The sequence below is a fragment of the Micrococcus sp. HSID17227 genome, assembly GCF_003989405.1.
Lineage (GTDB): Bacteria > Actinomycetota > Actinomycetes > Actinomycetales > Micrococcaceae > Micrococcus > Micrococcus luteus.
This window is the reverse complement of the sequence record NZ_RBLN01000056.1, coordinates 1-10,064: the sequence shown is the minus strand read 5'-3', so window position 1 is coordinate 10,064 and position 10,064 is coordinate 1. Positions and strand designations below refer to the sequence as shown.

The window sequence follows — 10,064 nt, the reverse complement described above, 5'->3', positions numbered from 1 at the left end:
GGACCCCAGCCAGACAGCGGATCCGTCCAGGACGTTGAGGTCCACGTCCCCGTACAAGAGGACGACCGGCACGCGGGGGCGGTCCGTGGTCTCGGAGACGGCGGTCAGGTGGTCGGTGCTCATGCGTCGGCGGGCCGGCCCTGGTCCAGGCCCTGCTCCGCGGCGAAGCGGTCCAGGCGGGCGAGCGCGGAGTCGCGGCCCAGGATCTCGAGCGACTCGAAGAGCGGCGGGGACACCTTGCGGCCGGTCACCGCGACGCGCACCGGGCCGAACGCCTGGCGCGGCTTGAGGCCCAGGCCGTCGATGAGGGCGGCCCGCAGCGCCGCCTCGATCCGCTCGGTGGTGAACTCGTCCTCGGGCAGGGCGGCCAGCGCCTCCCGGGCCGCGGCGACGGCGGCCCCCAGGTCCGCCGGCATGCCCTTGAGGGCGCCCTCGGCCGTCCGGACGTCCCGGTCCGCCGTGAAGAGGAAGGCGAGCATCTCGACGGCCTCGCCGAGCAGCTGCACGCGCTCCTGCACGAGCGGGGCCGCGGCGGTGAGGATCTGCATCTCCCGATCCGTGAGGTGCTCGCCCACGAGGCCGGCCGCGTGCAGGTAGGGCACGAGACGGTCACGGAAGTCGGCCACGTCGAGCATGCGCACGTGCGTGCCGTTGATCGCGATCGCCTTCTTCTCGTCGAAGCGGGCGGGGTTGGCCAGCACCTTGTGCACGTCGAAGTGCTCCACGAACTGCTGCGGGGTGAAGATGTCCTCGTCCGCGGAGAGGGACCAGCCCAGCAGGCCGAGGTAGTTCAGCAGGCCCTCCGGGATGAAGCCGTTGTCCCGGTGCAGGAACAGGTTGGCCTGCGGGTCGCGCTTGGAGAGCTTCTTGTTGCCCTCGCCCATCACGTAGGGCAGGTGGCCGAACACCGGCATGTACCGGGCGACGCCGATCGCGTACAGGGCGCGGTAGAGCGCGATCTGGCGCGGAGTGGAGGAGAGCAGGTCCTCGCCGCGCAACACGTGGGTGATGCCCATGAGCGCGTCGTCCACCGGGTTCACGAGGGTGTACAGCGGCGAGCCGTCCGCGCGCACCACCACGAAGTCCGGCACGGAGCCGGCCTTGAAGGTGATCTCCCCGCGCACCAGGTCGGTGAAGGTGATGTCCTCGTCCGGCATGCGCAGCCGCCAGACCGGCGCGCGGCCCTCGGCCTCGAAGGCGGCGATCTGCTCGTCCGTGAGGTCGCGGTCGTGGCCGTCGTAGCCGAGCTTGGGGTCGCGGCCGGCGGCCCGGTGACGGGCCTCGGTCTCCTCGGGGCTCGAGTAGGACGGGTAGATGTATCCGCCGGCCTTGAGCTTCTCGATCACGTCCGCGTAGATCTGCCCGCGCTGGGACTGACGGTACGGCTCGTGCGGGCCGCCGACCTCGACGCCCTCGTCCCAGTCGATCCCGAGCCAGCGCATCGCCTCGAGCAGCTGCTGGTAGGACTCCTCCGAATCGCGCTTGGCATCCGTGTCCTCGATGCGGAACACGAGGGTGCCGCCGGTGTGCCGCGCCCAGCCCCAGTTGAACAGGACGGTGCGGATCAGCCCCACGTGGGGGGTGCCGGTGGGCGAGGGGGCGAAGCGCACGCGCACGGGGGTCTCGGCGTCCACCTGGGGGACGTCGGCGAAGGGGGCGGGGGCGTTCTCGGACACGGGAGCGGTGGCGTCAGTCATGATGCCCCGAGTCTACGCGGGGGCCCGGACGGCGTCGTCGGGCGCCCGCGTCAGCGGCGGAAGACGGTGGCCAGGACGCCGATCCCCTCGACCTCGGCCTCGACGCGCTGGCCCTCCTGGACCGTCCCGACCCCGCCCGGGGTGCCGGTCAGGATCACGTCGCCGGGCAGGAGGGTGAACATCTCCGAGGCCGCGGCCACGAGCTCGCGGACGCCGAAGACCATGTCCGCCGTCGTGCCGTCCTGGCGGGTCTCGCCGTCGAGCCGGGACGTGATGCGCAGGCCGCCGGCCGGCTCCACGTCCAGCTCGGTCTCGATCCACGGGCCCAGCGGGCAGGCGCCGTCGAAGCCCTTGGCGCGGGCCCACTGCAGGTCGGTGCGCTGGGCGTCGCGGGCGGTGAGGTCGTTGCCCACGGTGTAGCCGAACACGACGTCGTCCACGCGGCTCACCGGCACGTCCTTGCAGATGGTGCCGATGACGACGGCAAGCTCGGCCTCGTAGGAGACCTCGTCCGACCAGCTCGGCAGGGTCACGGGCTCGTTCGGACCCACCACGGAGGTGTTCGGCTTGAGGAAGAACTGGGGCGAGGTGGGCACCTCGTTGCCGAGCTCCTTGGCGTGGTCAGCCCAGTTGCGGCCGACGCCGACGATCTTGGAGCGCGGGATGATCGGCGCCACGAGGCGCACGTCCTCGAGGCGGTGCGTGGTGCCGGTGGGCTGGATCCCGTGGAAGAACGGGTCGCCCTGCAGGGCGGTGATGCTCAGCTCGGCGGGGTCGGCGTCGGCCGGGCCCTCCACGATGCCGTAGGTCGGTTCGGCCTGGTCCACGAAACGGGCGATGCGCATGCCTGCCAGCCTAGTGGGTGAGCAGCGGGCGCCGTCGCCGGACACCCCACCCGATGCCGACCCCGCTGACGCCGCGAGCCAGACGATTCGGCCGCGCCCGACGGCCCGGGGCGACCGATTCGTCTGGCTCGCGGGCGGATTCGTCTGGCTCAGCGGGGTGCGGTGCGGCGCGGTGCAGGGCGGGTCGAGACCGCTCAGCAGCAGCGGCTGCCCGGATTCGCCTGCTGGCGGGCGTATTCGGCCCGCCAGAATTCCCGCTCGGTCATCGGTGCCCGCCCCGGGTGGTGGGCCCGGTGATGGGCCACGTAGGCGTCGTACTTCCCCTCACCGGAGAGCTGGCGGACCCACCAGCGCGCCCGGGCCCACACCCCGGGCCGTGACGGGCCGGCCGAGCCCTCCGCGGTGGAGGGCCCGGCCGGCGTCGCGCGCGGATCGGCCACGTCAGTGACCCCGCACCGGCTGCCGGTCCGCCGGCAGGGCGTCCCACTGCCGCTGCAGCTCCTTCTCCTCGGCCGTGGCGAACAGCCCGGCCGGGGCGAAGCGCTGCGAGGGCACGTACGGGTCCTGGTGGTCGATGACCTCGGTGCCGCGGAAGGCGCGCACCGTGGCGAGCACCGACGTCGTGATGACGATCAGCGCCAACACCAGGAAGACGACGGAGAGCGTGCCCTGGATGAAGGTGTTGCGGACCACGGCCTCCATGGCCGGCACGGACTTCGCGGCGCCGAAGCTCGTCTTCCCCGCCGCCAGCGCGTCCTGGAACGCGCGATGCTGCGCCCAGTAGCCCACCGCCGGGATGGAGGAGAAGATCTTCTGGAACGACGCCACGGTGGTGACCACGGTGATGAACGCCAGCGGCAGCGCCACGATCCACAGGCCCCGGAAGTGCCGGCGGCCGGCCACGATCGCCAGGACCACCGCGAGCGCGATGGCCGCCAGCAGCTGGTTGGCGATGCCGAACAGCGGGAACAGCGTGTTGATGCCGCCCAGCGGGTCGGTCACGCCCATGATCAGCACGGCGCCCCACGCGGCCACCATGATGCCGGTGCACACCCAGGCGCCCACGCGCCAGCCGGTGTCCTTGAAGCGCGGGACCACGTTGCCCAGGGAATCCTGGAGCATGAAGCGGGCCACGCGGGTGCCGGCGTCCACGGCGGTGAGGATGAACAGCGCCTCGAACATGATGGCGAAGTGGTACCAGAAGCCCATGAGGGCCTCGCCGCCGATCAGCTGGCCCATGATGATCGAGAGCCCGACGGCGAGCGTCGGGGCGCCACCCGTGCGGGAGACGACCGTGTCCTCGCCCACGAGGTTCGCCAGCGCGGTGAGCTGCTCGGGCGTGACGTCCACGCCGGCCAGGCCCAGGCTCATCACCCAGGCGGCCGCCGTCTCGGGGGTGCCGCCGGTGAGCGCGGCGGGGGCGTTCATGGCGAAGTAGATGCCGCGGTCGATGGACACGGCCGCCACGAGCGCCATGACCGCCACGAAGGCCTCCATGAGCATGCCGCCGTAGCCGATGAAGCGGGTCTGGCGCTCCTTCTCCACCATCTTCGGGGTGGTGCCCGAGGCGATCAGCGCGTGGAAGCCGGACAGGGCGCCGCACGCGATGGTCACGAACAGGAACGGGAACAGGGAGCCCGGCCACACCGGACCGGTCTGGCCCGAGGCGAACTCGGAGATCGCCGGGGCGGTGATCTGCGGCTGCACGATCACGATGGCCACGGCGAGGCCGGCGATCACGCCGATCTTCATGAAGGTGGAGAGGTAGTCGCGGGGGGCGAGCAGCAGCCACACGGGCAGCACGGCGGCCACGAAGCCGTAGATGATGATGCCCCACGCGATGGTCACGCGGTCCAGGGTGAACAGGGCCGCGCCCCACTCGGTCCCGGCCACCCAGCCGCCGCCGATGATGGCCGCCAGGAGCAGGACGAACCCGATCACGGAGATCTCGGTGATGCGGCCCGGGCGGATCCAGCGCAGGTACACGCCCATGAAGAGCGCGATCGGGATGGTCATGGCCACGGAGAACACGCCCCACGGGGACTCGCCCAGGGCGTTGACCACCACGAGGGCCAGGATGGCCGTGATGATCACCATGATCAGCAGGGTCGCGACGATCGCGGCGGTGCCCCCGACGCGGCCCAGCTCGTCCCGGGCCATCTGGCCGAGCGAGCGGCCGCCGCGGCGCATCGAGAAGAACAGGACGAGGTAGTCCTGGACCGCGCCGGCCAGGATCACGCCGACGATGATCCAGATGGTGCCGGGCAGATAGCCCATCTGCGCGGCGAGCACGGGGCCCACGAGCGGACCGGCGCCGGCGATGGCCGCGAAGTGGTGGCCGTAGAGCACGCGGCGGTCGGTGGCCACGTAGTCCCGGCCGTCGGCCCGGTACTCGGCCGGGGTGGCGCGGGTGTCGTCCGGGTGGACGATCATGCGCTCGACGTACTTCGAGTAGAAGCGGTAGCCGATCGCGAACGTCGCCACGGCGGCGAACACGAACCAGATCGCGTTGATCGTCTCGCCGCGGTGCAGGGCGAGCATGGTCCAGGCGACGCCGCCGAGCAGGGCGACGGCCACCCAGACGGCGATCTTCGCGGGCGTCCAGCGGGGCCGGCCGGCGGCCTCGGTGGGCGGGAGGTCTTCCGGCGTCGTGGCCGGGAGTGGGGCGCCCTCGGCGGCCGCGGAGGAGCGGTGCGAGCTCACGGGGGTCTCCGTTCGTGGGGTGGGGTCAGACGAGGCGGTGCAGCCAGCCGTGGCGGTCCTCGACGCGCCCGGTCTGGATGCCCTCGAGCTCGGTGCGGATCTTCAGGGCCACGTCGGCCCCGCCGGCGGACTCGATCACGTCGTCGCCGTCGAGCAGACGGCCGATCGGGGTCACGACGGCGGCGGTGCCGCACGCGAAGACCTCGGTGATCTCGCCCGAGCGGACGCCCTCGGCCCACTCGGCGAGGGTGACGCGACGCTCCTCGACGGTCAGGCCCATGTCCCGGCCGAGCTGGAGGATCGAGGAGCGGGTGACGCCCTCGAGGATCGTGCCGGTGAGCGCCGGGGTGACGAGTCGGCCGTCGGCGTGCACGAAGAACACGTTCATGCCGCCGAGCTCCTCGATCGCGTCGTCGTTGTACTGGTCGAGGAACACGACCTGGTCGGCGCCCTGGGCCGCGGCCTGCAGCTGGGGCAGCAGCGAGGCGGCGTAGTTGCCGCCGGTCTTGGCCGCGCCCATGCCGCCCTTGCCGGCGCGGGCGTAGTCGCGCGAGACCCAGATGGTCACCGGCTTGAGCTCGCCGCCGAAGTAGTTGCCGGCCGGGGAGGCGATCACCATGTACCGCACCTGCCGGGCCGGGCGGACGCCGAGGAACGCCTCGGAGGCGAACATGAAGGGGCGCAGGTAGAGGGACTGGCCCGGGCCGGTGGGCACCCAGGCCCGGTCCGCCTCGAGCTGGGCCCGCAGCGAGCCGAGGAACAGCTCCTCGGGCAGCTCCGGCAGGGCCAGGCGGCGGGCGGAGCGGTTCAGGCGGGCCGCGTTGGCCTCGGGGCGGAACGTCCACACCGAGCCGTCCTCGTGCCGGTAGGCCTTCAGGCCCTCGAAGATCTCCTGGCCGTAGTGCAGCACCGCGGCCGAGGGGTCCAGGGACAGCGGTCCGTAGGGCTCCACGCGGGCGTCATGCCACGCGCCGCCGTCCTCGTCCCAGGTCCAGTCGATCGAGACCATGTGGTCCGTGAAGACGTTGCCGAAACCGGGGTCCTGGAGGATCTCGACGCGCTGCTGATCGGACATCGGGGACAGATGCGGTTGCCGCGTGAACACGGTCTCGGACACGGTGGGATCACTCCTCGTGACGGTGGCAGATGGGGACGGCTCCGGTGCCGGGCACGACGCGCGGGGGGCCACGGCGCCGGGCGTGGCACACGCCACAGGCCGTCGCCCCATCCTAGACCCGGCGTCGACGCGCCGAGCCCGCGCGTCAGACCCGCGCGGCGACGTCGGCGCCCACCTCGGCGTTGTGGCCCCGCGCGCCGGCCACCCGGTCCTTCAGGTGCGCCCACACGGCGGTGCGCACGCGCGCGGCCGCGCCGGCCTCGCCCACGTGCTCCAGCAGCAGGGCGGCGGAGAGGATGGCGGCCACGGGGTCGGCGATCCCCTGGCCCGCGATGTCCGGGGCGGAGCCGTGGACCGGCTCGAACATCGACGGCGCCGTGCCCTCGACGTTGATGTTGCCGGAGGCGGCGAGCCCGATGCCGCCGGTCACGGCGGCGGCGAGGTCCGTGATGATGTCCCCGAACAGGTTGTCCGTCACGATCACGTCGAAGCGGGCCGGGTCCGTCGCCAGGAAGATCGTGGCGGCGTCCACGTGCATGTAGTCCCAGGTGACCGCGGGGAAGTCGGCCGCCACGGACTCCACGGTGCGGCGCCACAGGTGGCCGGCGTGGACCAGGACGTTGTGCTTGTGCACGAGCGTGAGGCGCTTGCGCTCGCCCGCGTCGGCGCGACGGAAGGCGTCCTCGACGACGCGGCGCACGCCGAACGCCGTGTTCACGGAGACCTCCGTGGCGATCTCGTGCGGGGTGTCCACGCGGATCGCACCGCCGTTGCCCACGTACGGCCCCTCCGTGCCCTCGCGCACCACGGTGAAGTCGATCTCGCCGGGCGCGGCCAGGGGGCTGACGGCGCCGGGCAGCAGGGTGGCCGGGCGCAGGTTCACGCCGTGGTCCAGCGCGAAGCGCAGCTTGAGCAGCATGCCGCGCTCGATCAGCCCGGACGGGATGCGCTCGTCCCCGGGCGCGGCGCCGACGGCCCCGAACAGGATCGCGTCGTGGCGGCGAAGGGACTCGAGGACCTCGTCCGTGAGCGCCTCGCCGGTCTCGAGCCAGTGCTCCGCACCCAGCGGATACGGGGTGAGCCGGGCCTCCGGACGCCCCTCGGCACGCAGCGCCGCCTGCAGGACGGCGGCGGCCTGGTCGGTGACCTCGGGGCCGATGCCGTCGCCGCCGATGACGGCGATGTCCAAGGGGTCTGCGGAGCTGCGTGTGGTCTCGGTCATGGCCCTCAGGCTACGCGCGGCACGCGTGAGGACCACATCGTGTGACACCCGGTCTCACCCTCCGGACGGACTCAGTCCTCGGCGGGCTCCTCGTGCCGCGGGAAGACCGGCTGCGGGGCGGGCAGCGGGGTGCCGGGGACCAGGTCCTCGTGGAACGCGGCGAAGGACCGCGGGCCGGTGCCGGACGCGCCGGTGCGGCCGGCGTCGCCCTCGGCGGGGACGCCGAGCAGGTCCAGCAGCCGCGAGGCCGAGCCGGGCATCACCGGCTGCGCGAGCAGGGCCACCCGGCGCACGGCCTGCAACGTCACGTACAGCACCGTGCGCATGCGCGGCTCGTCCGTCTTGCGCAGCACCCACGGGGCCTGGTCCGCGAAGTAGGCGTTGATCTCACCGAGCACGCGCCAGGTCTCCTCGAGCGCGTCGTGGAAGTCCTGCACCGCGTACGCGGACCGGGAGCGCTCCAGCAGGGCGTCGACCTGGGCCAGGACGGCGCGGTCCGCCTCGGTGAACTCGCCCGGCTCGGGCACGGCGGCGCCGCAGTTCTTGGCCACCATGGACAGCGAGCGCTGGGCGAGGTTGCCGAGGTTGTTGGCCAGGTCCGCGTTCTTGCGGCTCACCACGGCCTCGTGGCTGTAGGAGCCGTCCGCGCCGAACGGGAACTCGCGCAGCAGGAAGAAGCGAATGGCGTCCAGGCCGTACCGGGCCACCCATTCCCGCGGGTGCACCACGTTGCCCAGGGACTTGGACATCTTGGCCCCGTTGTTGTTCAGGAAGCCGTGGATCATGACGCGGCGCGGCAGCTCGAGGCCGGCCGACATGAGGAACGCGGGCCAGAAGATGCAGTGGAACCGGGAGATGTCCTTGCCGATCACGTGCAGGTCCGCGGGCCAGTAGCGCGCGAACGCCTCCGGGTCCTCCGCCGGCCAGCCCGCGCCGGTGAGGTAGTTCGTCAACGCATCGACCCAGACGTAGGTGACGTGGTCGGCGCGCCGGTCGGCGTCGCCGGCGTCGGGGTCCGCGGGCGCCGGCAGGTCGATGCCCCACTGGAAGGAGGTCCGGGAGATGGACAGGTCCTCGAGCCCGGCCTCCACGAAGCGGATGACCTCGTTGAAGCGGTACCGGGGGGCGGCGAAGTCCGGGTGCTCGCGGTAGTGGTCCAGCAGCGGCTGCTGGTACTTGGACAGGCGGAAGAAGTAGGACTCCTCCTCCGTCCACGTCACCTCGGTGCCGGTCTCGACGGCGCGGCGCACCCCGTCCTGACCCACCTCGGTCTCGTCCTCGCCGAAGTAGCGTTCGTCCCGCACGGAGTACCAGCCGGCGTAGGAGCCGAGGTAGATGTCCCCGTTGGCCTCCATCCGCCGCCAGATTTCGCGGACGGCCTCGGCGTGGTCCGTGTCCGTGGTGCGGATGAAGCGGTCGTAGGAGATGTCCAGGACGTCGTCGTCCATCTCCTTGAAGACGGCGGCGTTGCGCGTGGCCAGCTCGAGGGCGCTCACGCCCTGCTGCTGCGCCGTCTGCTCCATCTTCTGGCCGTGCTCGTCCGTGCCGGTCAGGAAGCGCACGTCCCGCCCGTCGAGCCGCTGGAAGCGGGCCATCGCGTCCGAGGCGATGTACTCGTAGGCGTGGCCGATGTGCGGCTCGCCGTTCGGGTAGGAGATGGCCGTGGTCAGGTAGTACGGGGCGCGGGCGTCAGTCACAGTCGTCGAGTCTACCGGCGGGGCCGGGGCCCGCGCCGAGGACGACGTCGTCCGCGCCGACGTCCGGGACGCCGTCGGCGGTCACCTGCAGATGGCCCGGCGCAGGCCGCAGGTGGAGGTGGGCCCACGGGGCCACCACGAGCACGGACGCCCCGATCATCTCGGTCAGCTCCTCCGCGTGCGTCGCCACGTGGTAGGCCAGGGTGCTGCGCCCGATCCCGAAGACGAGCGGCACCGCCTCGAGGACGATCGCGCCGACGAAGAACACCGCGCCGCCCGCCACCGTCAGCGCTCGGGTCCGGCGGGGCAGGGCGACGGTGCACAGCGCGAGCAGCCCGAGGACGACGATCGCGGCCGGCGCGCCGAGGATCAGCCACTGGAACGCGGGCAGCGGGTTCTCCCCCGCGAACGGCAGGACCTCCCACAGCTGGCCGGCCTGCTCGTGGAGCTGCGTCGATTCGTCCAGGCTCATGGTCGCCAGCAGGGCCGCGGGGGTCAACCACGCGAGCAGGCTCCGCCGCCGGTCCGCCCCCAGCGCGCGACGCACGAGACCCACCGTGGTGAAGCCCGCGGCCCCCAGCAGGAGCAGGCCCGAGCTCCACCACGCCGTGAGGTTGGCCTCGTGGTTCACGTCGAAGACCTCGCGCCACCACGGCACCTGCCGCGGGCCCAGCCCGAACACGAAGGGGAGGGCGAACGACCAGGTGGCGAGCAGGACGCTGACGCCGATCAGCCCGCCCGCCGCGCGCCGGGCCCAGCGGCCCTGCACGCCCGGAGGCGTGA

8 protein-coding genes are annotated in these 10,064 nt (G+C 72.5%); all 8 read right to left on the bottom strand.

The window, feature by feature from the left end; all coding sequences use genetic code 11:
- Positions 1–119: 119 nt before the first annotated feature.
- On the bottom strand, positions 120–1,697 hold the full coding sequence (gene gltX, locus D8M29_RS04905) for a glutamate--tRNA ligase (RefSeq protein ID WP_049145177.1): 1,578 nt from the start codon (positions 1,695–1,697) through the stop codon (positions 120–122).
- 50 nt (positions 1,698–1,747) lie between these two features.
- A complete protein-coding gene (locus D8M29_RS04900; RefSeq protein ID WP_041103184.1) occupies positions 1,748–2,542 on the bottom strand; it encodes a fumarylacetoacetate hydrolase family protein in 795 nt (264 codons plus the stop codon).
- Positions 2,543–2,736: 194 nt separating this feature from the next.
- Positions 2,737–2,982: a YbdD/YjiX family protein gene (locus tag D8M29_RS04895; RefSeq protein WP_080772545.1), complete on the bottom strand. Its 246-nt coding sequence runs from the start codon at positions 2,980–2,982 to the stop codon at positions 2,737–2,739.
- Between the two features lies 1 nt (position 2,983).
- Complete coding sequence (locus D8M29_RS04890) at positions 2,984–5,245, bottom strand: carbon starvation CstA family protein (protein ID WP_041103186.1); 2,262 nt, start codon at positions 5,243–5,245, stop codon at positions 2,984–2,986.
- Positions 5,246–5,270: 25 nt separating this feature from the next.
- Complete coding sequence (locus D8M29_RS04885) at positions 5,271–6,320, bottom strand: branched-chain amino acid aminotransferase (protein WP_051995178.1); 1,050 nt, start codon at positions 6,318–6,320, stop codon at positions 5,271–5,273.
- A gap of 187 nt (positions 6,321–6,507) precedes the next feature.
- On the bottom strand, positions 6,508–7,584 hold the full coding sequence (locus D8M29_RS04880; RefSeq protein WP_127445822.1) for a 3-isopropylmalate dehydrogenase: 1,077 nt from the start codon (positions 7,582–7,584) through the stop codon (positions 6,508–6,510).
- A 71-nt stretch (positions 7,585–7,655) separates the two neighbouring features.
- Complete coding sequence (gene metG, locus D8M29_RS04875) at positions 7,656–9,281, bottom strand: methionine--tRNA ligase (protein ID WP_095353811.1); 1,626 nt, start codon at positions 9,279–9,281, stop codon at positions 7,656–7,658.
- The coding region (locus D8M29_RS04870; RefSeq protein ID WP_238693331.1) for a hypothetical protein at positions 9,274–10,064 on the bottom strand (791 nt) is incomplete at its 5' end. The genes D8M29_RS04870 and metG, both read right to left, overlap by 8 nt.